General features: G+C 54.2%; 25 protein-coding genes. 11 read left to right on the top strand and 14 right to left on the bottom strand.

Features of this window, described 5'->3' with window-relative positions; genetic code table 11:
* Window positions 1-138: 138 nt before the first annotated feature.
* Window positions 139-369 (top strand): hypothetical protein, encoded by a 231-nt coding sequence (locus G6R15_RS03575; protein WP_083101105.1) that lies wholly within the window; start codon window positions 139-141, stop codon window positions 367-369.
* Between the two features lie 397 nt (window positions 370-766).
* On the opposite strand, the gene G6R15_RS03570 is transcribed toward G6R15_RS03575, so the two are convergent.
* The 6 genes from G6R15_RS03570 to G6R15_RS03545 all read right to left on the bottom strand — a co-directional run bounded on the left by G6R15_RS03570 (window position 767) and on the right by G6R15_RS03545 (window position 6,737).
* Window positions 767-2,578 carry an AAA family ATPase gene (locus G6R15_RS03570; RefSeq protein WP_164658408.1) on the bottom strand — a complete coding sequence of 604 codons (1,812 nt, stop codon included), beginning with the start codon at window positions 2,576-2,578 and terminating at the stop codon, window positions 767-769.
* Between the two features lie 58 nt (window positions 2,579-2,636).
* Window positions 2,637-3,335, bottom strand: a complete 699-nt coding sequence (locus G6R15_RS03565; RefSeq protein ID WP_164658407.1) for a hypothetical protein — start codon at window positions 3,333-3,335, stop codon at window positions 2,637-2,639.
* A gap of 47 nt (window positions 3,336-3,382) precedes the next feature.
* Window positions 3,383-3,607 carry an AlpA family transcriptional regulator gene (locus G6R15_RS03560; protein ID WP_083101101.1) on the bottom strand — a complete coding sequence of 75 codons (225 nt, stop codon included), beginning with the start codon at window positions 3,605-3,607 and terminating at the stop codon, window positions 3,383-3,385.
* A 114-nt stretch (window positions 3,608-3,721) separates the two neighbouring features.
* Window positions 3,722-4,453, bottom strand: a complete 732-nt coding sequence (locus G6R15_RS03555; RefSeq protein ID WP_164658406.1) for a hypothetical protein — start codon at window positions 4,451-4,453, stop codon at window positions 3,722-3,724.
* Complete coding sequence (locus G6R15_RS03550) at window positions 4,407-5,612, bottom strand: site-specific integrase (RefSeq protein WP_083101099.1); 1,206 nt, start codon at window positions 5,610-5,612, stop codon at window positions 4,407-4,409. Before G6R15_RS03550 ends, G6R15_RS03555 begins: the two co-directional genes overlap by 47 nt.
* Before the next feature lie 180 nt (window positions 5,613-5,792).
* On the bottom strand, window positions 5,793-6,737 hold the full coding sequence (locus tag G6R15_RS03545) for a hypothetical protein (RefSeq protein WP_083101098.1): 945 nt from the start codon (window positions 6,735-6,737) through the stop codon (window positions 5,793-5,795).
* 365 nt (window positions 6,738-7,102) lie between these two features.
* Between G6R15_RS03545 and G6R15_RS03540 the strand changes: the two genes are divergently transcribed.
* From G6R15_RS03540 to G6R15_RS03530, 3 genes are read left to right on the top strand one after another with little or no spacing between them, the layout of a single operon-like run.
* Entirely contained in the window at window positions 7,103-7,753 is a 651-nt protein-coding gene (locus tag G6R15_RS03540) for a hypothetical protein (RefSeq protein WP_083101097.1), read from the top strand.
* On the top strand, window positions 7,753-8,367 hold the full coding sequence (locus G6R15_RS03535) for a hypothetical protein (RefSeq protein ID WP_164658405.1): 615 nt from the start codon (window positions 7,753-7,755) through the stop codon (window positions 8,365-8,367). The genes G6R15_RS03540 and G6R15_RS03535 overlap by 1 nt, the downstream gene beginning before the upstream one ends.
* Entirely contained in the window at window positions 8,367-9,239 is an 873-nt protein-coding gene (locus tag G6R15_RS03530) for a hypothetical protein (RefSeq protein WP_164658404.1), read from the top strand. Before G6R15_RS03535 ends, G6R15_RS03530 begins: the two co-directional genes overlap by 1 nt.
* A 399-nt stretch (window positions 9,240-9,638) precedes the next feature.
* On the opposite strand, the gene G6R15_RS03525 is transcribed toward G6R15_RS03530, so the two are convergent.
* The 3 genes from G6R15_RS03525 to G6R15_RS03515 form a co-directional block, all read right to left on the bottom strand.
* Complete coding sequence (locus G6R15_RS03525) at window positions 9,639-9,809, bottom strand: hypothetical protein (protein WP_164658403.1); 171 nt, start codon at window positions 9,807-9,809, stop codon at window positions 9,639-9,641.
* Complete coding sequence (locus G6R15_RS03520) at window positions 9,799-10,431, bottom strand: LysE family translocator (RefSeq protein ID WP_164658402.1); 633 nt, start codon at window positions 10,429-10,431, stop codon at window positions 9,799-9,801. Before G6R15_RS03520 ends, G6R15_RS03525 begins: the two co-directional genes overlap by 11 nt.
* A 504-nt stretch (window positions 10,432-10,935) precedes the next feature.
* Entirely contained in the window at window positions 10,936-12,267 is a 1,332-nt protein-coding gene (locus G6R15_RS03515; protein WP_164658401.1) for a tetratricopeptide repeat protein, read from the bottom strand.
* Between the two features lie 94 nt (window positions 12,268-12,361).
* Between G6R15_RS03515 and G6R15_RS22665 the strand changes: the two genes are divergently transcribed.
* The 4 genes from G6R15_RS22665 (at window position 12,362) to G6R15_RS03500 (ending at window position 15,975) form a co-directional block, all read left to right on the top strand.
* Complete coding sequence (locus G6R15_RS22665; RefSeq protein WP_205520464.1) at window positions 12,362-12,601, top strand: hypothetical protein; 240 nt, start codon at window positions 12,362-12,364, stop codon at window positions 12,599-12,601.
* On the top strand, window positions 12,598-13,290 hold the full coding sequence (locus G6R15_RS03510; protein ID WP_164658400.1) for a DUF3299 domain-containing protein: 693 nt from the start codon (window positions 12,598-12,600) through the stop codon (window positions 13,288-13,290). Before G6R15_RS22665 ends, G6R15_RS03510 begins: the two co-directional genes overlap by 4 nt.
* Before the next feature lie 55 nt (window positions 13,291-13,345).
* On the top strand, window positions 13,346-14,785 hold the full coding sequence (gene gntH / locus G6R15_RS03505; RefSeq protein WP_164658399.1) for a guanitoxin biosynthesis MBL fold metallo-hydrolase GntH: 1,440 nt from the start codon (window positions 13,346-13,348) through the stop codon (window positions 14,783-14,785).
* A gap of 80 nt (window positions 14,786-14,865) precedes the next feature.
* Window positions 14,866-15,975: an HlyD family secretion protein gene (locus G6R15_RS03500; protein ID WP_164658398.1), complete on the top strand. Its 1,110-nt coding sequence runs from the start codon at window positions 14,866-14,868 to the stop codon at window positions 15,973-15,975.
* Between the two features lie 1,125 nt (window positions 15,976-17,100).
* Here G6R15_RS03500 and G6R15_RS03495 read toward each other — a convergent pair.
* Window positions 17,101-17,406 carry a hypothetical protein gene (locus G6R15_RS03495; protein ID WP_164658397.1) on the bottom strand — a complete coding sequence of 102 codons (306 nt, stop codon included), beginning with the start codon at window positions 17,404-17,406 and terminating at the stop codon, window positions 17,101-17,103.
* Window positions 17,407-17,951: 545 nt separating this feature from the next.
* Window positions 17,952-20,234, bottom strand: coding sequence for an adenosylcobalamin-dependent ribonucleoside-diphosphate reductase (locus G6R15_RS03490; protein WP_164658396.1), 2,283 nt, complete (start codon window positions 20,232-20,234; stop codon window positions 17,952-17,954).
* Between the two features lie 179 nt (window positions 20,235-20,413).
* On the opposite strand from G6R15_RS03490, the gene G6R15_RS03485 reads away from it, so the two are divergent.
* On the top strand, window positions 20,414-20,845 hold the full coding sequence (locus G6R15_RS03485) for a DUF1489 family protein (RefSeq protein WP_164658395.1): 432 nt from the start codon (window positions 20,414-20,416) through the stop codon (window positions 20,843-20,845).
* A gap of 2 nt (window positions 20,846-20,847) precedes the next feature.
* Here the strand turns inward: G6R15_RS03485 and G6R15_RS03480 are convergent, their stop codons facing one another.
* The gene (locus G6R15_RS03480; RefSeq protein WP_164658394.1) at window positions 20,848-21,624 is read right to left on the bottom strand and encodes a cyclase family protein; all 777 of its coding nucleotides are present in this window, start codon (window positions 21,622-21,624) and stop codon (window positions 20,848-20,850) included.
* Window positions 21,625-21,721: 97 nt separating this feature from the next.
* On the opposite strand from G6R15_RS03480, the gene G6R15_RS03475 reads away from it, so the two are divergent.
* Window positions 21,722-22,474 (top strand): HpcH/HpaI aldolase/citrate lyase family protein, encoded by a 753-nt coding sequence (locus G6R15_RS03475; RefSeq protein WP_164658393.1) that lies wholly within the window; start codon window positions 21,722-21,724, stop codon window positions 22,472-22,474.
* Between the two features lie 13 nt (window positions 22,475-22,487).
* On the opposite strand, the gene G6R15_RS03470 is transcribed toward G6R15_RS03475, so the two are convergent.
* Window positions 22,488-22,937 carry a hypothetical protein gene (locus tag G6R15_RS03470; protein ID WP_164658392.1) on the bottom strand — a complete coding sequence of 150 codons (450 nt, stop codon included), beginning with the start codon at window positions 22,935-22,937 and terminating at the stop codon, window positions 22,488-22,490.
* Between the two features lie 21 nt (window positions 22,938-22,958).
* Window positions 22,959-23,327 carry an antibiotic biosynthesis monooxygenase gene (locus tag G6R15_RS03465; protein WP_164658391.1) on the bottom strand — a complete coding sequence of 123 codons (369 nt, stop codon included), beginning with the start codon at window positions 23,325-23,327 and terminating at the stop codon, window positions 22,959-22,961.
* 75 nt (window positions 23,328-23,402) lie between these two features.
* On the opposite strand from G6R15_RS03465, the gene G6R15_RS03460 reads away from it, so the two are divergent.
* A complete protein-coding gene (locus G6R15_RS03460) occupies window positions 23,403-23,834 on the top strand; it encodes a MarR family winged helix-turn-helix transcriptional regulator (protein WP_164658390.1) in 432 nt (143 codons plus the stop codon).
* Window positions 23,835-23,870: the final 36 nt, after the last annotated feature.

Raw genomic sequence — 23,870 nt, 5'->3', positions numbered from 1 at the left:
TTGAGTGTATCGCCCCTCGGTTGTCCCCAGCATGTCTTACCCTGTGTTCTCACCCCTCCGCGCGGGAATTACCCTGACGGGCGACGGTCCCCGATCTTATTGCGCTGGCATTGCAACCAGCCAGCGAGGACATCGGCAATGACCATACGCGCGACATGGACCTTTAACGACCAAACGAAAACCATTTTGGGGAATTGGCACCGCCTGTGGTGCCTACTGTTCGGCCCGCTCTACTACCTGTTCAAGGGGATGTGGTTGTGGGCAATCCTTTCGCTGCTCACGGCCAACGGCCTGTGGATCGGCTTCCCGCTGTACAATCGCGCCATCGTGTTGCGCCACTTTCACCGCAAAGGCTGGGTGCAAGAATGAACATGAGTGCGCCCAACCAACCCGTTTGTTACCCGAGTGGAACCCAGCGAGCGATGCCGGAATACATCGCCAATGCGGACTGCATGAAAAGACTCAGTTATTTGTCCCCGGCTCGAACCCGACAGACTGATACATGATCCTCGTGTCACCCTGAGGCGTCTAGCCCATCGCTAACTGCACCGCTATCGCAAGGCGACCAAATGGAGGATGGGGGGAGGCGTTTTTTTTAACAGCGCGCGCCCTATGGACGGACAAGGTGTCATGCATACTGCCGAGATTTTCAGCTCCTAGCCGCTCCGCAGCCCTTTTTCGCGCTAGCCCCCAGAAAAGCGAAAGACGGACCTGAGCCCGCCTCTCGTTCGTTATAAAAATTATTGTACACGAATTATTATAACGATCAGTCCTCGGCGCTGGGCTGCCCGAGCTTCCAGCGCGTACTTTTTCCCTTGCCCACTTGCTCGATCTCGCCGGACTTTGCCATTTCAGCCCGTAGGGCGTTCAAAGTACCGGCAGATGCAAGGCTCCGGGCTGTCACAGCGCTTTCGACCTTCTCCCACCTGACCGGTTTTTCGGAAAGAAATTCGAGAATAAAAACCCTCGCTGCATCAGTCGCCGACGCGGGTCTACCGACCGTATTTGTCTCGACCCTGCAAACCTCAGCTTCATTCGCGTCTGAGAATTCCACCGGGTGCAGGACCGGTGTTCCGTCGCGGCCTCCACCGAAACGCTCGAAAATTATGGTCTTTCCGAGTTCGCTCGCATTGGCCTTGCCGTGCGCCAACGCGAAGCGCGACCGATCGGTTGGGTCCGTCCCATAGAAAAGCGCAGACCGGATACTTGCAGCAAAGCCGATGGAGCCGACGATCCGGTACAACGGGTGTTCTGCCGACTGCTTGTTCAGGTGGCCAATGGCCAACACTGCACATCCGGCATCTTCCGCGATCTCGGTCAACCGCCCGAGAAACTCGCCTACTTCGTTTTGTCGGTTCATATCTCGCCCACTGCCCATGTAGGCGGTCAGCGTGTCGATCACGACCAGCTTGGGCCGCTCTTGCTCGATGTAACGCGCCATCGCCTCAAGGTTCTCTGGCGACAAAATTTTGAAGCGGTTCATCACCCGGATTTGGTTGATGTCCGCGTTGTTCTCTAGCAATCGCGGCAATGTCACCCTCTGCCAGTTGTCTTCAGCAGACAGCATGAGGACCTTGCCTTTCGGCGCACACTCGTCCGTGAACGGCCAAGGCGTCCCTGTAGTCACCGCAGCGATCAGTTTGGTCACCAAAAGCGACTTACCCATACCGGGATTACCCGCAAGGAGAGTCACGCCGAAATACGGAATATAAGGATAATACAGGAACTCCATCGGCAAGGGTTCGGTTGTCTTTGGTGGGCCGAACAGGGCTGTGGTGTCCTCAACGTAGTTTCCACTGCTTTGGATCACAGAATGCAGTTCACCCGTTGACAAGGGGGTTTCGGTGAATTCGTCATTCAGCGCTTCCAGCATGGCCTCAACCGCATCTTCGTCCTCAAACCGGCGACGCAGGAAGCAGGAAGTACGGAAGAAGAAATCGTTGCGGGCTCCACTCTTGATGACGAGATCAGATGAACTCGATTGCGTCTTTTCATGTCGTCGCCCGGTCTTCTCGGATTTTAGTCTGCTCAGGTTCTTTGGCACTCTGGCCGCGCGATTTGGTGCCCGCGCCGAGTGATTGTAACGTTTGCCGATGGGATGCATGCTGGGCGGCACCATCACCATCCGGCTGCCACCGGTCAAAACGTCGAGTTTTTCACCCTTGAACGTACCATCAGAAATCTCACCTTCGTAGTAGAGATGATAGCCGCGTCCGGTGAAGACTTTGACGGTATCGGGGAGGTCGAGGCGCTTAACTGCTTTTCGCCCTTCATCTCCATCGACATCGACGACCGTTAATCCCTCAAGGGCTATTGCGAGATTTGCATCCGGGTGCCGCCGCAGAGCTTTTTGAACCGCTTCGATATCATCGGTCGCGCTATGAACGCCGTTTGGGAAAAACTTGGGCAAAGGGTGTTTGCCCGGAGACGCGCAGCCCTCGCGCTTGCATGAACAGCGCCCGTCTTCACGAACGCCATATGTTAAAATCACTTTCCGACCTGCCGCAATTTGCGCCTTAGCAGCGGATAGCATCGTTTGGGAGCGCATCAATTTAGACACGCGATATTGTCGTCGCATGGAGTCACCTCAAGACATTCTGGGGGGAGTGAGAGGGGCTCGAACCCCTCTCGACATTTCAATATTTGGTCCAAAGCCAATCATCGCTTTCGACTTCCACCTCGGAAAAGGCATCGAACAACACTTCAGCTGTGAAAGGGGGAAGACCGGGGCGATGTATCAGAGAGCCCGGTACATAGAGCAGCTCATCATTGGGGTTTGCGAGCCGGTGAGCGCGAGACAGGCCCGCGCAATCCAGCATCTCAACCATTTCCTGGAGTTCCATTGCGCGGGGCAATGGGGCGAGAAACTGATACGCCGAGGCCCCAATCCCCCAAAACATCGTTGGACATGGAAAGTAGTCGAACGGATGCTCGCCTACGATTGTTTTGAAGCCCAATCTGGTTCGATTTGAACGCACACCTCGTTTCCAAGGCACCGGGTCAAACATCACGTTGTGGTCAGTATGGGTTGCCAAATCAAGCAACACATCTGCCATTGTCATATCTTCAGTAGGGCTTAGTAAGTGCTCGGCCTCGATGTCGCCATGAGGTGATACGGCACAAACTCGTACGCGGTTACTGGGCGAACAATCACCTACCTTTTGTAGGAAGATTTCGGCCTCGACTGGCCACCCATATAGTTCAGGATGCTGATGGTAGTAGTGTTGAATCCATCCCTTGTGGATTGATTTCTTCCACCCGTATCCGTCAGTTTTGACTTTGAATTCAGTTTCGGAAAGCAGCACTGCAGGCTGCGTTGATCGCATTTCGTCCATGAGACGACTCCTTTAAGATTTTGTGATGATTGTCGGCTGAGCGCAGGTTAGTATTCAGCGTAATGTGTTCGGGCACGTTCCGTGTCACGCTCGGCCAACCACGCCTGAATCTCCGACATGAACCATGCAACTGTGGTGCCGCCGGGGCGGCATCTTCGCGGAAATCGACCGCGCGCTTCCCAGCGAAGCAAGGTAACGTTGGAGACCTTTATACCCATGCGCTTCAGGTCGTCGCGCGTCGCTAATGTTTTCGAAAGTATTTCATCTGTCATCTTCTATCCCCTTCATGACTAAGGGAACCGGTTCCTGAGATGACTGTGACACAGGTAGAAAAGCGTTTCATTTCAATTCAATGAACGAAACGGGGGCGTTTTTTTGCGTTTGGTTCAATCACGATGCGAGTAGCGTGCGACAGCCTCTTGTATTTGCGTGTTGAGCTTCTCAACGCTTCGCTGCGAGGCGGTTGACTTGGGATATTGGACGGCCAGAAACGGCTTTGATGCTTCACGTATAAAATCAGGGAATAAACCGTCGATGTCTTCTCTGAAGGCAGTTCTCTTGACGTGCTCAATTCCGACAATGTCGATAAAGACCTCGGTCATGGCATCAACAACAAGCTGCAACGTTTGGGCGTGGTTTGTGCCTCCCTCGATCTTCTCTGTTGATTTTTCGACGGCTCCCAAGAGTTGGCGTAAATCTGATATCGCGTTGCGCGTAAGTTCCGCACGCCTGTGCATCTCAAATGCAGGATAAACCCTCGTGTTGCCCTCATCGTCCTTGATTGAAACCGTGGCCACGTGATCAGTCGCCTCATCAAGATGGCCGACGACTCGTCGTAGAGAGATGTCCAATTTGTCAGCCCAGATGTATTTTTGGGCCGGGGTTGCGGCTCCGCCCACGAAGCCCAACGTAACTGTTAAATACTCTGCCGTGGCAGCCAACTGAAACCGAAGGCGTTGAATGGTGTCTTGGTCGGAAATTCCGACTTTGGCGGCGATGTCTTGGCAAACTTGTTCGGTGTATAGCTCTGTCCACGGATTGCCACCCGAAGGATACTTGTATTCGGCGCAATCAACCCAGCGATCTGGCGACACTATATCCAGCAGATTGCGGATCATTCTTGGTCTTTGTGACTTCTTCGATACGCTCATTCCACTTGTCCAATGCCTCGCGTTTCTCTTCCGCATATGAATAGACATTGTAGATTGCTGCCACGCCTGAGACCACACCCGTCTTGTGGTTTAGCAACGCTTCGGTCACGGGTTGTGGCACGCCGAGTTGGGCCATGTTGGTGGACATCGTGCGGCGCAGGTCATGGGGTGTCCAAGGTTCGGCATCCTTGGGAAGCGATTTATCGAGACGCCTTTTTAACCGGCCAAATCCAGAAATCGGCGTGGTCCCTTTCGTAGTAAACACGAGATCCGAACCGAGAAACTTCGGCACCCTGCGCAGCACGTCCAGCATTGCGTCGGTGAGAGGTATGGTGTGCTGCCTGCCATTCTTGGCGCGCTGGGACGGGAGTGTCCACAGCCGCTTTTCGAGGTCGAGTTCAGACCAGCGCATCTCGGCGACTTCGGCGCGCCTCTGGCCACTTAGGATCAACAGCTTCATGCAATCCCCGAATGGGTAGCCTTCGTCATCACAGGCCTCCCACAGCACGCCTAGCTCATCGTCCGATAGCACGCGCTCACGAGGCTTTTCTTTCGACGGAGGTTTCATTCCAGCAATGGGGGAAGCGTCGATAATGCCGCGCTCGACACTCCAGCTCATCAGATGCTTGAGATGGGCCAATGCACGGTTCACGCCGATTGGCGCAGATTTCTGAATTATGTCGCATGCTTTCACCACATCTGCGCGTTTGATCTCGTCGATCCGTTTTTCGTGCAGGGTGGTAAACTTAGCCAACTGAGCTTCTTTGCGCTCGTGGTCGCGGTTGTGAACTTTGGCATGCTTCTCAATGTAGTCTGGGATCACGTCGCCCAGCGTCGGTTTCGTTTCGACCTCTATGCCGGTGTTCTGTTCGAACTTACCTGTTTCCACTTCATAAAGGACTTGCCGCGCTCGTTCCCGGGCATCGTTAAGGGAAAACGGCCCAAACTGGCCGATGGTCAGTCGCTTCATTTTCCCGTTTATGCGCTTGTGAAAGCTGAATGTCTTGGTGCCGGACTTGTTCACACGAAGGACCAAACCGGGAACCACCGTGTCACGGTAATCTTCCCGCTTGGCTGGGTTTGGCTTTCTGGTCTCGATGAACTTAGTGGTGAGTTTCTGTATCATAGGTCCATGATAAGAGACTGAGCATTGCCTCGTCAGGGACAATCCTAGACGGGGTAAAACGATTTGAGTCTGATTGAAGCATTGCCATTGAGAACCGCCGATGCCAAAGATAGCTGCTCTGCGAGCAGCTTTTCGCTGCATAAGGCTCAATGCCTGCATCGGCGGGGTACGTCTAGCAGGTCACACCCTAGGAATCGGCGTGATACTGCCCTCGGTCGTTTGCGCATTGAATGCCAACTCGAAGGCCTGGAATGGCTGTAATCTTGGCGTTAAGTCCGACCAGTCGAATTGGAGCGGATCACAATAATTGATCGGAAAATAGCCCCCTTCGGGCTTTGGAAGCTGCGCATTGAACCGAATGCCAAGCCTGCCCACCTCCGGCACATCTGCATCTCGGTTGTCAGATCGGAGCCAAATTTGGAAACATACGGATCCCGCCATCAGCAAAAAAATCATATATGGCAGCTGCGCACTAAAATCCTTTCGCCGCAGCAGGGTTACGGCCAGTGCAGGTGGCGCGTTGCCCACAAAGGCATAGGAGAATCCAATCTGCAAAGGCCCGGGATGCGGCTCGGTATCCAGATCATCCAAGCTAGCAATCGCTCTTTGGAAGTTGGGCAACTCCTCGGCAGGCAACATCGACAAACCGACCTTCGTCAAGGCCTTATATGCATAACGAGGAACGAACTTGTCGCCATCGACCGGCATTGTCAGGCTGAGCAGGCCCTTCGTCTGGTCGCCACCCATTAGTTCAGCATCGCCTTCAGACGCGATGCTGAGTTGCCGCTTCCCTTCAAGCATGGTGTGGCGCACCGTCGACTTTGATCCGGTCTTTCCGGTTTTACGAACACCAGAGCGGCCCCGCACACCGCCAAGGGTCAGGAATGGGCCGACCGCCTTACACAAAGCGTCCTCGTAGATAGAAAATTTATCGTTGCAAGCCCTGCATTCATCAAGTGAGAAAAGTGTCCGATTTCCAAGCGCGGCCGGAAGCGCATGGGCGTTCCGTCGCTTTCCAAAAACAGCTGAACCTGTCGCGCCGCAATATCGGCAGCTGGTTCGTTCGCCGAGAAAGCGCTGCATGCTGCCCGGTTCAACCAGTTCCTGTACAATTAGTTCATACATCGGTCTCTGTATCTCCCTCGCACGCTACAGACATCTCATATACAGCGCTGGTGCCCTATATGCTTTCCTAACATCGCGGACGTTCTGTAGCCACCGCAGCGAACATCAATATTTCTCGCTCCAGGGGGCACTGAAGACATTTTGTGAACTGACTGGGGACAGCTATGATGACTGTACCGATGACTATTGCTGATCTGATGCAGGATGGAAGTTTCAATTGGTCGTGGTCTTCCGAAGTTTAAGTTCTCCCAAATCAAAACGACTTGGGTATTTCCACGGTTCCTGCTACAAACGTCGGTGTAAATTTATTGTATTGGCGCACCCACTTAGGGAGTTAGCGGCGACAACCAACTCACTGGCGAGGTATGAAGTTTTTGGATATTCGGATTTCGTTTTCAAGCCCTGAGAGTGGGTTTCACTGGTCTGACTTGCTGCCGTACACACCACACCTTTTGTGGGCGCTTTTCTTTGCTTTCATTTTCTTTATCGTCGGGCCACGAACCATTAGGACCGCTTTTTCCCGGGCGACAAAGCTAGGGTTTGCAGGAGTTGAGTTAGAGCTATCGGGGGAGATACAGGAGGTCGCAGAAGCGAGGAATATCACTCTACCCGCAGGTCTTCAGGATCAATTGGTCCGACGAATGAAAACTATTGGGCCCCTGCTCAGGTCTTCACGAATTTTGTGGATCGATGATAACCCCACTAACAACATTCCCGAAATCGGCGTTCTGCGAAAACTTGGCGTTCTGATTGATCTTGCTAAATCTGATGAAGAAGCGCGAAGGCAAATGGCGGGCGCAGTCTATGATATTGTGATCTCTGACATGGGACGCGTAAACGATGGCGAAGCTGGGACTAAGCTGCTTCCAGAGATCCTGTCCTCCATCTCAAATCCTTTTGTCATTTTCTATGTAGGTGCGCAGCGCGATACCCCTCGGGGCGCGTTCGGGCTAACTACACGCCCAGATGAACTGTTCAATTTGATACTCGATGCGACAGAAAGACGTAGGGGCTGATGTATATCCAAAAATGCGTAAAAGGGATAGTCGGCGACACTTCTGGCTCAAGCGGTCTTACACAGTCAAAAGCGCAGGAAATCATTGATCAGGATCATGGCATCATGTCCAATTGGTGGAGAAAGGAGCATCAAATAACTCCTCCCATGATCGCGGATGTACTGACACGGCAAAATCTGGATCGCCATTTGCACGATTACGAGAATTTTGGTGATGAAACCCCGTTTATCTCTTTGGCTAGTGGTTCCGTTGAACGAAATACCATCCTTCAACGGAATTTTGCTTACTCTGCCATCGACACAGCCTTGCAGTTTGCCACAGACGATTGGACGAGGCCGGGGGCACTATTTTTTTGCTGGGTGGCGACGAGCAACTATCCCGCAGTTGAGGTCAGCAATGTTGCTGAGGCTGTAAGAGACCTGAATATCTATCAAAGATGGTCACCCTACCAGCTAGAAGGCGAGTTAACGGCCAAGGTTCACATACCGTCTAATCAAATTGAGCGGGTTGAATGGTGGGACCCTAGTCATGGCCATTGGGGGCCGCAGCACACGTGGTCGAATCCCAAGTATGTTGAGCCGGATGTCCTCAGCAACATTAGGGAGCTTTTCTGATGCATGACGAGGATTTTGGGGTCGAACCCGAAAGGCTACGCAACCGGCTAAAATTTCTTGTAGGTCGCGCTGAGGTCCATAACGAGTTCAGGCAAAAGGGTTATGAACATCAAGCGATTGCAGCGACTGCGTACCGTGATGCCGCATCGATTGCGCTGCTTCTCGAAGACGCCGACAATGCCCGTCATCTTCTCCAAAAAGCTGGGAACGGTTTTCTTGAACTTGGGCTTATTCATGGCGCTGTACTCCTCGCATTGTCAGGAGGACCAAAAGCCGTTTCGTCACTAGCAGATCATAGTGACCTCATCGATGGCGTCAGAAGCCAAAAGCGTTTGGGCGATGGAGAAGAACGCCTTGCGCGCCCCTTGGAAAACTCTGCGCGGACGACGACAAGTCAATTGTTTGCGCTTTATCAAGCTGAGTGTTTGGGCGATGCGCTGTTCATTGAATCGAGCATAGAGTTTCCGTACAGGCGGGCTTTGGATCGTCGTGCAGGCTTCCAAGTGGGTGTGACAGGTCTATCCATTGATAGCTATATGCGAATGGCGCAGAAGCTTATTGAGCCAACGGAAAGCAAGTTCGATCTTGACCACCCCTTCGTCCTTCGCAGTGTTGAAACAATCGCAAGCAGTCGTTTTGAGGCAATCCAATCCGCAATGAAGGACAGCTATCATTGGCAGCGTATGCCGCGTCCCTCTGCATTGTTGGACTTTGACACGTTGGTTTTGGGCTCTTTGGCGATGTCTAGCGGCATTGGCCTTGGCCCGTTCGCGAGATTAATGAGCGACGAGGTCCCGTACCTAGGCGCTCCAATACGGGCAGCAAAGCTGCTACAACAAGGACCTGAGCGAGAGCCGCTTAGCACGTATTAATCACTGTGCTTGGGTATCGCTGGGGTAGCAGTAGCGGTGGGCTTGAATGCGCCGGCATGAGACAGGTCGAGACAATCTGCCATGCGCAAACGGCAAGGTTTTTAATCAGCTACGATACGAGTTGAGCAAACCTGCAACAGCGTGCGCGGACAACAAGGCTAATTGAAAATCCTCGTGTCGGTGGTTCGATTCCGCCCCCGGGCACCACTTTTAATGATGAAATCATATAAAGTCAATTGCTTAGCATTGATTGCTTGTTTTCTATCCACCCCTCAAACCACCTTTGCTCACTATTTTTTAAACTCGTCCAGCGCACCGGGTGCGCCGAACTAAACGAAAAGCCAGCGCTACAAGAATACAAAAATATGGCGGGCCACCACTCTCTCTGGATTTGCTTTGTCAACTCTCGGCCCAGAGCTGCCGCTCGCCAAGGTGACCGGTGCTGCAGCGCAGCTTCACCAGACCGGACCTTCGTTCATCGCGCAGCACTTTCATCAGGGCAATGACCGGGGTGCGGACGGAGCTGCCGTTCCATTGCCGGTGGCGAGTGTCCGCTGAACTAACGCGCATCCGCGACGATCCTTGCACCCAAGGCGATAAGAACGGTGCCACCAAGGCATCGCCCCCACGCGACAAGGCGAGCCGACGCTGCTGCTTTTGCAGCAACAAGTCGCGCAAAGACGATACAAACGATGTCCGAAAGGCTGAAGGCTACATTGGCGATGATGCCGAGTACTAGGATTTGCAACCAAACCGGAGAGGTCGCATCCAGTGTCGTGAATTGGGGGAGGAAGGCGAAATAGAAGAGTGCGGATTTCGGGTTCAGCATTTCGATGGTGAGACTATCGCGAAAAGCCTGTCGAGAAGGTTGCGCGTTGGACGATTGGACTGTTGGAACATCGTTCCTTGGGCGTTTCCACAGTCGAATTCCCATCCAAATCAGGTAGCCACCCCCAATGACCTTGAGAACGATCAACAAAACTGGCGCGGTTTTCAAAAGAAAAGTTACACCGAAGGCAGCCGCAGAGATGTGCAAATAGGACGCGAGGTGAAATGCGACGGAGCTGAGCCATCCCGCCCTCGCTCCATGTGCCATTGCTTGAACGGCCATGTAGAGCATTCCAGGGCCGGGGGTGAACGCGAATATCGCCGTTGCAGCTAGGAATGGGACAAGCAGTTCTACGGGTGGCATCGTGTTCTCCGTGAAAGGTTTCCATTGTCACTAGCAGCGCGGTCGGTTTTCACGAGGGCGGCATTTCGCCACCCGGACATACCAAAGACCGGACATTCGCCTCATTGCAGCAATTCGGGAAGTATGGGCTCACTGCTGACCTCAGAGGCGGTGCAGCATCAGCGTAATCTGGGGAGACCGAACGTGGCAAAGACGGCCCAGAGCCGACATTCGTCATGGTCACCGATTTTTGCAACCGCAGCCCGCTTTGCGGCCATTCGCTGCCACTGCAAAATCTTGGCCAAGGCTCAAGGACTGCAACGCGGGACTTTGTTGCCATTCGCCGCAACCGCAGCCTGGTACGTGACCAACGTCGGCTTCGCGCAGATAGCGGACTTTGCAAAGTCTCGCGAACAGCCCAAACCCGCCATTCAAGCGCCTAAGGTTCTAGGTCCGCTTTTGTGAAAGATTGACGACTGCTCTATTAGGTTGTCATAAAGCGCCTTTCACTCACCGACACCGTACTCAATCAAGAGACTTCTCAAGCGTCTTCAATACGACCCGTTTCACATGCGAGCCTTCGCGAAACATGGCGTCAACGATAGATAAGGCAGGAAATTCGGGCCACGTCCTATACATTTCTGACATCAATGCCTTAGCTTTGTGATCGTCTCCCATTTGATCATAGGCAACTGCTTGAAACAGCAATGAAGGCGGGCTTACAGGCGCCCCTGATGCAGCCGCGCCTTCGAAGGCTTCGATGGTTTCAGGGTAGTTGCCCAACATAAGCTGCGATACAGCCCAAATGTTACGAGATCCAAATCGCCCGATCCCTTCGCGCCTAACCTTGGGATCGCTGGCCAAGGCCGCCAGCTTTGCCTCATCAGCTATTATCGCTGTCATACCGATCAAATCCCTTACGTGACCATCATTCGGAGCAAGCTGCTCGGCGATTTTTGCGTACCGTATCGCTGCTTCATAGTCGCCCGAAGCTGCCAAAGCAAAGCCGTTGGCGCCATTTGCCCAAGCATTGATCGGTGCTAACTTGAGCGCATGACGGGTGCTGTCAATCGCATCCTGACGGTAGGCCGCCGCCGCATTCTGATCTGGGCTGAACATGCCTAACACCGTCATTGTCTGACCCGCTCCAGCATGGCCGTCGGACAACGACGGGTCGAGTTCAATTGCATGCCGAAACATGCCGAGCGCCAGTTCTTGACGTTTGAGATCAAACACTGGGAACAACATGCCTTGTGCCTGCCCAGCTATGTTCTTGGCCTGAAGGGACAGCACAGAATGTTGCCGGAGAGCCGCACGTTGTGGATCATTCACCCCGGCAAGGTGGGGGCCTGTGCCGGGTGTCCGCAAAATCATCACCGCGCCCATTCCGATTGCGGCAATCGCAGCTACTGCGGCCAACGACCAAGGCCAGAAACCACGCGAGGGTGAACGAGCTTCATTCTCAGATTTGTCCTCCATTTCGCCAACATCGGTGAATTCGAACCGCGGGCGATACCCTCCGGCATCTATCAAGATATGAACCGGCTCATGTTTACCATCTGCGTCGTAGTACTCTGTCAAAAGACGACGTAGACGTCGTGCTTCGACACGGACAAGGTTCAGCCCGGCATCTTCTTCCAGGCTTCGCCCGTAGACATCAACAGCCACGGATTTGCCACGAATCTGAGAGCCGCGCCCGGCGAGTGTTTCACCAACAACGTAGGACAAGAACTCCTGTAAGCGTGCCGAACCTGAAAGCCCGGCGCTTTCGTTCAGGCGCTTCAGAGCTGCCTCTATTTTTCCGTGAGAGCTCTCATCAACAGATTGATAGTGATCGGTTTTTCGGCGGGTACTCACGGTTAACTCACCCCCAGCTCACTGTGACTCACTTATGAATTAAATCGAATTTACGCATGTTCTGAGTATCCAAACACTAGTGGGCAACAGTGCAATGTCAATGTCTCGCCTGGAGGAAGATCTGCCACATATCGCCGTCCAAATCCGGCGGGCTGTGCATCAAAACGAGGCCCTGCGAGAGGCACTGGCGGATTACGAAACCGCGTGCCGCAAGGAGGCTGTGTGTGATGCTAGCGACAATGAGCGTGCGGAATGGTCTCGGATACGGCGCGAGGTTGCTACCGAGATGAACAGGCTGATGCAGCGCCAATCAAGAGAAGGTCCCGCACAATGACGTATCTGCGCGAAACCATAGTTCAGAAAGCAAGCGCCGTGGTTTTTAAATTGACCGGGCTCGTTTGCGTTACTGTGTCGATAAGCTCGGTAGGCCTTGCAGCAGAACCGCGCAACCTTGGTTGGCAAGACCTGTTGCCAACCGTCACCATAGGCGAAAATCCCTTTGAAACTCTGGATTTTCGCCAAAGGAATGATCTCACCAAGCTCTATCGGATAGAAGTAAAAGAAGCTGCGACCGCCAGCGACTTTGAGAGATCTCAAGCCAAAGATATTCGCGAAAACCTGTCTGCGGACGGGTTGGATCCTGACTGGTATTTTGAACAGCGCAAACGCATGATGGCAGAGCATGAGCAGCAACTCAGCGCGCCGAACCCAGAAGTTTTATCCCAAACTGTACGCGTGCCCGGCTACATCGTTCCATTGGAACTGGATGGCGCCACGGCGGTCGAGTTCCTATTAGTGCCTACGGCTGGTGCCTGCATTCATACACCGCCACCTCCTGCCAATCAGATGATCCTTGTCCGCTACCCGCCAGGCTACCCTCTGCGTGGTCTGTATGACCCGGTCTGGATCGTTGGAGAGTTGAAGGCCGAAACACAAGTTGAACTGGTCACGTACTCGGACGGCCAGCTCAACGTGCAATCCAGCTACGTCATGACCGCTGTTGAAGTCGAGCAATATAAGTAGGCGCAGGGTCCACATCCATTGGAATTATTTCCGCAAGTCCGTTTAGGAGGGTAAAATGAAAACAATCAGAACTTTGGGAATGGTGGCTATCGCCTCCCTGTCTTTAACTGGTTGGGCTGAAGCGCAACAGGTGCCCGAGTTGGGTGAGCCATCGTCTGCGGAAGATATTCAGAATGCACTCACCGGCGGTGTGCCAAACGGCCGTTGGAAAGAAGGGCTGATGTTTGAGGGAATTTCCCCACAGCCTTGGCTTCAGAGTGCAGCCAACTGGTTCCCCGGCACTGAAGAAGTGCAGCCCGAAGAAATGAGAATTACGTTTATGGGCACGGCGCCGATCCTTCGTCCGGGTCAGATGAACACCTCTGTGTTCGTAGAGTTGGGCAACGGCGACAATTTCATTTTTGACATCGGCGAAGGGTCTGTTGCGAACTATCAGGCGGCCCGAGTTGCTCTGAACGAATTGACCAACGTCTTCATTACGCACTTGCACGTCGATCACTTTGGCGCGCTGCCGTACCTGTGGATGTTCCGTACCTGGAGCGGAGGATGGCATGAACCTCTCCGTGTTCACGGGCCGTCTGGCCGCACGCCTGAATATGGCACCGCGGCAATGGTCGAAGGTATGAAGATGATGACCGCGTGGCACCGAGATGCATTCAGCGTGTTCCCGGCCGGAACCGGTTGGGACATTGAAGTAAACGAGTTCGATTTCAGAGACAACGGCGGTATCATCTACGAGAAAAACGGTGCGACCGTACGCCACTGGCAACGTAGTCACGCCAAAGACGGTGCATCGGCCTATCGTTTGGACTGGAACGACCTGTGTTTTGTCTGGACCGGCGATGGGCGACCAAATTTGCTCGACGTTGAATTTGCCAAAGGTTGTGACGTCTACGTGACCGAGCAACAACAGGAAGTTGTGGAAATTAACTCAGGCGTACAAGGTGTGCCTCCATTCCTGGCCCGCTACACAATCGATACGCACCACACCCCGACCTACGCAGCGGGTTACATCGCCAACTTGGTCCAGCCGCGTCTCTTCATGACTACCCATATGAGCTATGACAAATACCTCCTAGAGGAGTCAGTCGCTGAGATCCGCGAACATTGGAAAGGTCCGTTCCACTTTGGCGCACCGGACGGCATCGTTGTAAATGTCACCAAAGACCAGATTTGGGTACGTGAAGGTATCCTGCCTGAGTTCCCCAACGTACGGGCACCACAGTTCGACTTTACCAACGAGCAACTCGTAGTTCCCGCGCCGCCGCACGCACGGGAGGACATTCAAGAGCCCTTTATCCGCGAAAGCGAACTGGATCCGGACCTCTACTACCCAGATGGCTACAAACCGGAACTGCTTGAGCACTGGCCGGTGGATGGGGATCTGGTGGTTCCGATGGATATGTTGCCGGAGAACCTCAGGGACAGCATGGGCGCAGCATGGCGCCATCGCGAAAAGAACCGTGAAGTCCTGAAAGAGTTGGGCAAGTTCTAGAAATCCAACTGAGGCAGAGCCGAGACGTGGTTCTGCCTCCGCTTCACTGGTGACGAACAAAAATATCGAGGACGGTGGTAATGCTAATTGTACTCGGAGCCTATTTTGGTCTGGTTTGGCTGGTCTTCTCAAAGCTGCGGTTGCTGCCATGGAATGCGCTGTCAAAAGGCGTTGTTTATGCGATTGCTCTGGTCATTGCTTTGGTTGTTATAGGCCTGCTTAATCATACCACGCCAACGGGCCCAATTTCGGTTCAAGGCGCTGTCGTAGAAATCAGGCCCAATATTGGTGGTACAATCACAAGTGTCGAGGTCAAACCCAATACTGCTGTGCAAAAGGGCGCCGTCCTCTTCACAATCGACGCCACCCCCCAAGAAGCCGACTTGGCCATAGCCGAAGCAACTTTGGAATCTGCCAAGTCAGCCGCAGATCAGCTCACCCTAGATCTCGATGCCGCGATAGCTGAGATCGATCGCTTAAAGGCTCAATTGGAGTTCGGCATTCAACGCCGGGACGACATCGTGCGCCTTGAGGAACGCGGCGCATCCACCGGCTTTCAAATGCAAGAGGCCGTATCCACCATCGATCAGTTGACGGCCGCCATCCGCGCCGCTCAAGCACGAAAAGCCAGCTTGGAGAGAAGGATCGCAGCTAAAATCGATGACCTCGACTTCGGTGTCATTGAGGCCAGGGGGCAGCTTGCCAAAGCGCAATGGGCGCTTGATCAAACCATCGTCCGGGCCCCGGCGGACGGCGAAGTGACGGCACTGGACTTGAGAGTGGGGGATCGCGTTGCGCCAACGCGAGGCGCTGTGAATTTTGCAACAGAAGGTGACCGCGCCTTGGTCGCGTCATTACCGCAATCAAGCCGAACCAACATCTCGGCCGGCGACGAAATACGCATCGCTCTGCGAACTTTGCCCGGTTCCGAATTCAAAGCCGCGATCAAGCCAATTCCCTTCGGCAGCGCGGAAGGTGTTTTTGCGCCACGAAATGGCTTGCCTTCCTTGCGAGAAATCGGGGGCGGAACGCGTTTCATTATCACCATGGAAATTCCAAGTGACGTGCCTTTAGAGGCAGTTCAACTGGGCGCATCGGGATCGGCTTTAATCATAACCGAGGATGCCGGCGCAATTGCCGCGCTTGCCGAGATTCTGTTTTGGGTGAGCAAGATGATGAACTATTTGTAAGCCTATACCCAATTCATCAACAACAGTTCTCGAATTTCACAAGTCAGTCATTTGCGCGGAACGCAGCGAAGGTCTGCTCCGCGCCCGACGTGCAGATCGGTCATGTCTGCTTTGGGCTGCGACCTGCCGAATGCGCCCGCAGCGCCCATGCCGCAGGCCAACGGCTGGTAAGGGCTCGTTGCCGACATGCGGCGGTGCAGAGAACACCTCGGTTTCGAGCGAATGTGGATGTCGGCATTCAACGTTGCGGTTTGATCAGTTCGCAGATGCAGAGAATGGCCGGAATCCGCCCTTCTGACCTTCAGTTCCACATGGGATAGCAAAAAAACTGACTTCAGGCGCACCCGGTGCGCTTGCCGCCAACCTCTGCTAGTCTTCATGGCCGACCGCGCTTTTCGGCGATGCTTTGGAGGCAATTGCCTTGGCCCATTTCATAAGTGACCTCTGACGAGAGCGCTCTTGCGCTTCCACAAAGCGAAACGCCTCTAGAATTTGCGCTGAGAGGCGCAGATAGGTCGTCTGATGCATGAACTTGGGCTTGGGTGGCACGAGTGCTCCCGCGCCCGGAGAAGCACCTAGACGCCTCCTCAGGCGGTGTAGGCGGGCGAAGGCAGGACCGAGAGGGTCGTTCTGTTGAGATCGGTAGTGCAAGCCGCAGCAATGTCTGCACATTGGCTGCCCATCCAGGAAATACAAAACGCGGCACATCCTCTCACATCTTTTAGAACGCGATAGGTTTCCACATTGGAGATGCCCTCTAACACCACCTTTTGTACAGGGAACCATCTCCAAGCGATGCGCTGAGAAAACAGAATTAAAAGGATATCGCCACGTAGGCGCAAAGAAACTGAAGCGAATAGCGTCAGTCAAGACGCTGACCGATATGGAGCCGCCAAATGAGAGTTCATAGTCTTGCCAAAGCATCACTCCCAAGCCATGCACCTGCGCGAAGTGATCGACATTGAATTTTGGCAGATCATCCAATGTCGTAGTGAGTATCGCCGCGTTTCTGCCTGAACCAAGACCACCCATCGTTTTTCCTTTAAATCATTTGGCAAGTTGGATATCCGGACGCAACAAGCGGACGATAAAGAGCCGCAGCAACTGACGCCGACGGCCAGATCATCATTCTGCAAGGTGGCGTCGCATCGCCTCCATCTTTTTGTGATGAAAGTCTGCACCACCCGGCCATTCAGAAAATGCGCCAATGATCTCCTTGTGCTTTCTCTCAACATCTTTGAGCCGCATTTCCTTGCGAGCCACAGGCATATTCGAGGCGAGAGCTCTATGTGCTTCACGGCGTAGCTTGGCTGCCTCGACCATCATGAAATCCACAATGTCCCAGCCTTCAAAAAGGTCTTTCAGGCCAGCGGGTGAGTAGTTTGCAGACGCGGCTAATTTCTTTAACTTGTCATCCAGTTCGTGAGGCATCTCGCACCTCAAAACCATTTTTTCCAAAAAAATTCTTTTGGGTTGGATACAGAGTGACCATGACCAAAGTCTGAGCAGTCTCAGCAACGGCTCTGTTGCCCCGCACTCTCCAACGTGACGTCTTCAAGTCAGCGCCGTATTCGACCTTTGAAATGGATGCGTGTGGAGGCCATCAACTGAAGAGATTCCCGAGAGGTGGATCCGTCATTCTCGTCATGACAGTATTCCATTTGATGGGAAACGTTCCGAGCAATCGCCCGCTCGGGAGAAGGTCGCTGCTTGGTCAGCAGGTGTAGTTGGCATGTATGAGCTTGTTCAATTCCATGCTCATCATGATCCAGGTTTCATGCAGTGGGTCAATAGCCGCCAGAAAACCGGCAGCTGCATTCTATCGTCGAAGCGCCAGGTTTCGAGATTTAACTATAATGATTTATTTCAATAGGTTACGCAACCGTGGGCGACAATCATTTGGCATATGGGCGACGAAATCGCCCATATGGGTTCTTTATGCACCCTGAAACAGAGACAACCAGGTTATCAATATTTCAACCACACTTGGAGTGGCCGCAGCTGCGGCACGTCATACAGCCTTCGATCATCACTAGGTCGTATTGTCCGCAGCTGGGGCAAGCTTTTCCGCGGTTGGTGTCGGTGTTGACCACCTGCGCCTGGGGATCAGATTTTAATCCCATACCTTCGCCTTCCAAGAATCCGATCGCAACCATGTGCTGTTCGATTACACCGCCAATGGCCGCCAGAATCGAGGGGATGTATTTACCCTGCACCCACGCCCCGCCACGAGGATCAAACACAGCTTTCAACTCCTCAACGACAAAAGACACATCACCGCCACGACGGAACACAGCCGAGATCATCCGGGTCAGCGCCAGCGTCCAGGCATAGTGCTCCATGTTCTTGGAATTGATGAAAACCTCGAACGGACGGCGACGGCCTCCGATAATGATGTCGTTGATGGTCAGATAGATCGCGTGCTCGCTATCGGGCCATTTCAGCTTGTATGTGGACCCTTCCAGCGACTGCGGTCTATCCAGCGGTTCGGACATGTAGATCACATCGCCGCCTTCGACCTCATGCGGGGCATCAGCACTTTCGCCCGGCGCTTTCTCTGAACTTTCGGACACAGTCAGGACAGAGCCGGTTACGTCATTCGGGCGATAGGTGGTACAGCCCTTACAGCCCTGGTCCCAGGCCTGCATGTAGACACCTTTAAAGTCGTCGAACGAAATATCCTCGGGGCAATTGATCGTCTTTGAAATCGAACTGTCGATCCATTTCTGCGCCGCCGCCTGCATCTTGACGTGTTCTGTCGGAGCCAGGGTCTGCGCGTTAACGAAATAGTCGGGCAGCTCCGTGTCACCAAACTTGTCGCGCCACATCTGTACCGCGTAATCCACAACCTCTTCTTCGGTGCGCGAGCCATCTTTTTGCAAAACCTTACGGGTATAGGCATAGGCGAACACCGGCTCGATGCCCGAGCTGACGTTGCCAGCATAAAGAGAGATGGTGCCGGTCGGCGCGATTGAGGTCAGCAAGGCGTTGCGGATGCCATGCTCGCGGATGGCCTCGCGCACGTCATCGTCCATCGCTTGCATGGTGCCACTGGCCAGGTATTTCTCGGCGTCGAACAGCGGGAACGCCCCCTTTTCCTTCGCCAAATCCACCGACGCCAGATACGCGGCGCGGGCGATCGCGTGCAGCCAGCGTTCGGTCTGACGCGCCGCCTCGTTCGAGCCATAGCGCAGGCCCAACATCAACAGCGCATCAGCAAGACCTGTGACGCCCAGACCGATCCGGCGCTTGGCTTGGGCCTCGGCCGCTTGTTCAGGTAGCGGGAACTTGGAGGCATCGACCACGTTGTCCATCATCCGCACGGCTGTGGCGACCAGGTCCTGCATCGCTTCGGGGTCCAGTTCCGCGTCCTTTTCGAACGGGTTCTTGACCAAACGCGCCATGTTGATCGATCCCAGCAAACAGGCGCCATAAGGCGGCAACGGCTGCTCGCCGCAGGGGTTGGTTGCGGCAATGGTTTCCACATAGCTGAGGTTGTTGGCGGTGTTGATCCGGTCAATGAAGATCACACCCGGTTCGGCAAAATCATAGGTCGCCTGCATGACCTTGTTCCACAGGTCGCGCGCTTGCACGGTGTGATAGACCTTGTCGCCGAACACCAGCTCCCATGGGCCGTCTGCCTTGACCGCTTCCATGAAAGGATCGGTCACCAGCACCGACATGTTGAACATGCGCAGGCGGGCGGGATCAGATTTGGCGGTGATGAAATGTTCAATGTCAGGGTGATCGCAACGCATGGTCGCCATCATTGCGCCTCGGCGCGAACCGGCAGACATGATCGTCCGACACATGGCGTCCCAAACGTCCATGAACGACAGTGGGCCCGATGCATCAGCTGCGACACCGTGCACATCCGCCCCACGCGGACGGATGGTCGAGAAATCGTACCCGATCCCCCCCCCCTGTTGCATGGTCAGAGCCGCCTCTTTCAGCATATCGAAGATGCCGCCCATGCTGTCAGGTACCGTGCCCATGACAAAGCAGTTGAACAGGGTCACCTGACGCGCGGTACCTGCGCCTGCCGTAATCCGGCCAGCGGGCAGGTATTTGAAATCCTCCAGAGCCTCAAAGAACCGCTCTTCCCAATACGTCGGATCCGTCTCGACCCGGGCCAAATCGCGTGCAATTCGCCGCCAGCTGTCTTCCACGGTTACATCGATGGGCGTTCCATCCGCCTGTTTAAAGCGGTATTTCATATCCCAGATCTGCTCGGCGATGGGGGCGGCAAAGCGACTCATTTTTTGATTCCTTGGTGGCAGCAGCGGCAAGAGAGGTACAATAATTTTTGCACAGATCACAACACAACAATTAGTAGCGAGGATTGTTTTTTCACCAACATACCACAACACCTTGTCTTCACCAAGTTTGACGCTAGACTCATCCATCCGTGGTCTGAGGACGACTCTGGGGATGTTCTGTGGATAAATTCGTAAACCTCATCAAACTCTCGGTCGGGACAGAGTCGCCCGAAACACTCGAGGTTTGGCATCAAAGCCGCGCTGCCCAGACTGACGACGGGCTGCCCCGCCATGTAACACGCATGTGGCCCAAGCGCGAGGTCGAAATCCTGAATGGCGGTTCGATCTATTGGGTCATCAAAGGTGTCATCCAATGCCGTCAGAGAATCTTGCGTATGGACGAGGTCATTGGATCAGACGGTATTCGCCGCTGTGCCATCGTACTGGACCCGGAACTGCACCGCACGCAGACCACGCTTAAACGCCCCTTTCAGGGCTGGCGTTACCTAAAACCTGAAGACACACCACCCGATCTGCCCAAGGGGCGCACTCAGGATGATCCAATTCCGGACGAGTTGAACCGGGCTTTGGCCGAGATCGGCGTGATTTAGACTTACTCTGTGAAAATCGCCACGGCCCGAATGAAACCGGCCGAAGCCCCTTTGATCTTGAACGGAAAGCACGAGATTTCGAAACCATTGGGCGGCAAGTTCTCCAGGTTCGACAGTTTTTCCATATGACAATAGCCGATGTCCATCGACGCCCGATGCCCTTCCCAGATGATCGAGGCATCGCCTGATTTGGAGTAGGCTTGCGCCGTCAGCGGAAACGGCGCGTCCCAGCTCCAGGCGTCGGTACCCGTCACCCGTACGCCCCGTTCAGTCAGATAAAGCGTCGCCTCACGCCCCATACCGCAACCTTTCACCAGATAATCGGGCTGGCCGTAATGTCCGCCCGCAGATGTGTTGACCACGACGATGTCCAGCGGACGCAACTCATGCCCGATCCGTATCAACTCCGCCTCAACATCCTCTGCCGTCACCAAATAGCCGTCGTCGAAATGGCGAAAGTCCAGTTTCACGCCGGGGTTCATGCACCATTCCAGCGGCACCTCATCAATTGTGATCGCCCGCTCACCTTTGTTCATGGTCGAATGGTGGTGATAGGGCGCGTCCAGATGGGTGCCGTTATGTGTTGCAATCTGTAATCGCTCAATGGCCCAGCCCTCGCCGCCTGGCAGATCGCCGCGTGTCAAGCCGGGGAAGAATGACATGACTTGCCCTGCAGTCTGTTGGTGGTTCAGATACTCGATCTCGGGCTGCATGATGGGCGGGTCCGAGACGATGCCCATTTCCAGCGGGACGGACAGATCGACAAATCGACGTGGCATACGGGCGCTCCTGAACAAGGTTAGTGGCACCGTAACATGATCGCCCCGTTTGTCCTTATCCGTGTTAGGGTGCCCGAAATTGATTGGAGCAATTTGAATGGCGCGTTTCAAGGACAGGCTGAAAAACACGACAGATTGCATGACGATGAATATCGCCACGATCCCATCTGCGGTGGTCACACAGGCGATGGCGGCTGCCGGATCGGATGGGGTGATCATCGACATGGAGCATGGGGCCGTCGACCACGGCACAGCGCACGCAATGATCGCGGCAACCCAAGGCACGGAGTGTGCGCCACTGGTCCGCCTGCCGCGGATCGACACGGCCTTAGCCAAACGCGCACTGGATTTGGGGGCAGAAGGATTGGTCTTTCCCTTGGTCCGCACGGCACAGGACGCCGAACACGCCGTCGCCGCCATGCGCTATCCGCCCAATGGTAACCGTGGTTTTGGTCCTTTTATCGCCCACTCCCGCTGGCAAACTGCCCTGCCTGAATATCCGTCAAAGATAGAGGACCAACTGGTTTGCTGTCTGCTGGTCGAAACCCGCGACGCAGTCGAAAACATCGAAGCGATATGCGCTGTGCCGGGCATCGACCTGCTGGTCCCCGCCCTCTTTGATCTGTCCACCGATCTGGGTCGCATGGGCCAGTTCGATCACCCCGAGGTCGTCGCGGCCCTGGCTCGTGTCGAAACTGCCGCCAACACCGCAGGCATCCCGCTTGGCAATGCCGCCCTGAACGAAGAGCAGGCAAAAGGGCTAAAGACACGCGGCTACCGGGTCCTTGCGGGATTTGATGTTCTGTGGCTCAAAGAGAAAGCGGCGCAAATCCAAAGTTGGGCATCATAGAAACGGCTCAGTTTTAGGACTTTGCCATCAACAGCTTGCGGGCAGTCATGGAGCGACCGTCTCGGATGCTCAACCCCATCAGGAGCAGATTGGTCGCACCTGCGATCAGCTCGATGATTTGCACGGTGTAGAACCCTGTATCAAAAGCACCTGCACTGGCCTTGTTGCTGAGATACACAGCCGCTGGAACCAGAACCAGCAACCCATTGGCTGCAATGATCGGCATTCGTCTTTTCTTGGCCAGTGCCGGGGCATCCTTTCGGCGGCGCCCCATTGCCATACCGCTGACCCCTACTACGACCATCGCTGGAATAAGAACAATGAGACCCCGCAGAACCATCGATTTGACGGCGACAATTGTCTCTGGTGCACCGAACACCTCGCTGTACACGGTAGAGGTCCAGAATGTCAGGATTGTCAGGAACGCTATGACGCCCGCGATTGGGTGGATTGCTTTCAACATGCGACTACTCCCAGCTGAACTTTAGGCAACGCATTGATTTTCAACGGCAAGCTTGCGCATCAGATGCGGTCGCGCCACAGCACTTGACGGGTAGTCGGCAATGCGCCGTTGGAATTCGGGATGACAAAAGGTGTCCCGGAAGCTCTTAACGTCCTGCCACACGGCGTAGTTCATAAACGTCGAACTGCCTGCAATCCCGCGATGCAACTGGGTTGAGATGTATCCTGGTTGAGCCTTCATGAAATCCGCATCGTGCGCCCATGCCTTGAGCAAAGCGTCTTCATCTAATGCGTCGACGGTAAACAGATTGATCAAGACAATCGGACCTTCATCAGTGTCCATCTGCTTTGTGAGGGTCACAACTGTATTCAACTCTTCAAAACGGGGCATGGCATATTCCTTTCAAATTTACATAGCAAGCTATTTAATATTGAATAGCTTGCTATTCAAGTGATAATTTTCAACATGGATTTCATAAAAGAAGACTCGGCAGGTTATCTGATCAATCACATGGCCCGCCTGTTTGCCCGGGAACTACAGCTCGGGATCGCTCCACTTGGGATTGTTGTGGGACAATTCCCGATCCTGCTGGAGCTCTGGCAGAAGGATGGCGTTTCGCAAAAGAAACTGCTGGAAAACATAGATGTCGAGCAGGCAACCCTTGCAAACACGCTTAATCGGATGGAACGGGACGGGCTGATCAAGCGCACCAAAAGTCAAGCGGACGCCCGCGTTCAACTGATCTGGCTAACGGACAAGGCAACCGCAATCAAAGATCAAGCTTTCGATGTTGCATTTGACGTTAATTCAAGGGCGTTGCAGGACATCACCCTACAAGAACGCGAAATATTCATGGGTGTCATGCGGCGAATTATTGACGAGCTACGCTATCGCTAGGCCACTTCACTTGGCAATCAGTCAACCAGATCATCG

The organism is Tropicibacter sp. Alg240-R139 (assembly GCF_900537075.1).
Taxonomy (GTDB): Bacteria; Pseudomonadota; Alphaproteobacteria; order Rhodobacterales; family Rhodobacteraceae; genus Falsiruegeria.
This window is presented reverse-complemented; position numbering and strand designations above follow the sequence as displayed.

Coding starts and splice junctions, on each gene's coding strand:
- G6R15_RS03575 (WP_083101105.1), top strand. CDS start 139: ATGACCATACGCGCGACATGGACCTTTAACGACCAAACGAAAACCATT.
- G6R15_RS03570 (WP_164658408.1), bottom strand. CDS start 2,578: ATGCGACGACAATATCGCGTGTCTAAATTGATGCGCTCCCAAACGATG.
- G6R15_RS03565 (WP_164658407.1), bottom strand. CDS start 3,335: ATGGACGAAATGCGATCAACGCAGCCTGCAGTGCTGCTTTCCGAAACT.
- G6R15_RS03560 (WP_083101101.1), bottom strand. CDS start 3,607: ATGACAGATGAAATACTTTCGAAAACATTAGCGACGCGCGACGACCTG.
- G6R15_RS03555 (WP_164658406.1), bottom strand. CDS start 4,453: ATGATCCGCAATCTGCTGGATATAGTGTCGCCAGATCGCTGGGTTGAT.
- G6R15_RS03550 (WP_083101099.1), bottom strand. CDS start 5,612: ATGATACAGAAACTCACCACTAAGTTCATCGAGACCAGAAAGCCAAAC.
- G6R15_RS03545 (WP_083101098.1), bottom strand. CDS start 6,737: ATGTATGAACTAATTGTACAGGAACTGGTTGAACCGGGCAGCATGCAG.
- G6R15_RS03540 (WP_083101097.1), top strand. CDS start 7,103: ATGAAGTTTTTGGATATTCGGATTTCGTTTTCAAGCCCTGAGAGTGGG.
- G6R15_RS03535 (WP_164658405.1), top strand. CDS start 7,753: ATGTATATCCAAAAATGCGTAAAAGGGATAGTCGGCGACACTTCTGGC.
- G6R15_RS03530 (WP_164658404.1), top strand. CDS start 8,367: ATGCATGACGAGGATTTTGGGGTCGAACCCGAAAGGCTACGCAACCGG.
- G6R15_RS03525 (WP_164658403.1), bottom strand. CDS start 9,809: ATGCGCGTTAGTTCAGCGGACACTCGCCACCGGCAATGGAACGGCAGC.
- G6R15_RS03520 (WP_164658402.1), bottom strand. CDS start 10,431: ATGCCACCCGTAGAACTGCTTGTCCCATTCCTAGCTGCAACGGCGATA.
- G6R15_RS22665 (WP_205520464.1), top strand. CDS start 12,362: ATGTCAATGTCTCGCCTGGAGGAAGATCTGCCACATATCGCCGTCCAA.
- G6R15_RS03510 (WP_164658400.1), top strand. CDS start 12,598: ATGACGTATCTGCGCGAAACCATAGTTCAGAAAGCAAGCGCCGTGGTT.
- gntH (WP_164658399.1), top strand. CDS start 13,346: ATGAAAACAATCAGAACTTTGGGAATGGTGGCTATCGCCTCCCTGTCT.
- G6R15_RS03500 (WP_164658398.1), top strand. CDS start 14,866: ATGCTAATTGTACTCGGAGCCTATTTTGGTCTGGTTTGGCTGGTCTTC.
- G6R15_RS03495 (WP_164658397.1), bottom strand. CDS start 17,406: ATGCCTCACGAACTGGATGACAAGTTAAAGAAATTAGCCGCGTCTGCA.
- G6R15_RS03490 (WP_164658396.1), bottom strand. CDS start 20,234: ATGAGTCGCTTTGCCGCCCCCATCGCCGAGCAGATCTGGGATATGAAA.
- G6R15_RS03480 (WP_164658394.1), bottom strand. CDS start 21,624: ATGCCACGTCGATTTGTCGATCTGTCCGTCCCGCTGGAAATGGGCATC.
- G6R15_RS03475 (WP_164658393.1), top strand. CDS start 21,722: ATGGCGCGTTTCAAGGACAGGCTGAAAAACACGACAGATTGCATGACG.
- G6R15_RS03470 (WP_164658392.1), bottom strand. CDS start 22,937: ATGTTGAAAGCAATCCACCCAATCGCGGGCGTCATAGCGTTCCTGACA.
- G6R15_RS03465 (WP_164658391.1), bottom strand. CDS start 23,327: ATGCCCCGTTTTGAAGAGTTGAATACAGTTGTGACCCTCACAAAGCAG.
- G6R15_RS03460 (WP_164658390.1), top strand. CDS start 23,403: ATGGATTTCATAAAAGAAGACTCGGCAGGTTATCTGATCAATCACATG.